The organism is Bowmanella yangjiangensis (assembly GCF_017255015.1).
GTDB lineage: Bacteria > Pseudomonadota > Gammaproteobacteria > Enterobacterales > Alteromonadaceae > Bowmanella > Bowmanella yangjiangensis.
Genome location: NZ_JAFKCS010000652.1, coordinates 1 through 408, shown reverse-complemented (window position 1 = coordinate 408; position 408 = coordinate 1). Strand labels below are relative to the sequence as shown.

1 protein-coding gene is annotated in these 408 nt (G+C 70.1%); it reads left to right on the top strand.

The window, feature by feature from the left end; genetic code table 11:
• Positions 1-345, top strand: a 345-nt coding sequence (locus tag J0A65_RS26105; RefSeq protein WP_206597100.1) for a DUF1731 domain-containing protein, incomplete at its 5' end; no start/stop codon positions are given.
• Between the last annotated feature and the right edge of the window lie 63 nt (positions 346-408).

Genomic DNA, 408 nt, shown 5'->3' with positions numbered 1-408 from the left:
CAGCTGGGCGACGGCCGGCAATGGATGCCCTGGATACACCTGGATGATGTTCTGGATATCTGCAGCTACCTGATGCACACGCCGCTCAGCGGCCCGATCAACCTCACCGCCCCCGAACCGGTCAGCCACCGGGACTTCTGCCAGGCGCTGCAGCGCCAGGTGCCCTGGGCGCGCCTGCGGCTGAAGGTGCCGGCCGCGCTGGTACGCCTGCTGCTGGGCGAGATGGCCGACGAAGTCCTGCTCACCGGCCAGCGCGTGGTGCCGGCCCGCCTGCTGCAGAGCGGCTACCGTTTCCGCTACCCACAGCTGCAACCCGCACTCCAGCAGTTGCTCGCCAGGCGCTAGCCGCGCGCAGCGGCGGCCAAGGCTCGGCCAGCACCCTGAAGCGGTTGCTGGCGCGGCACTCTC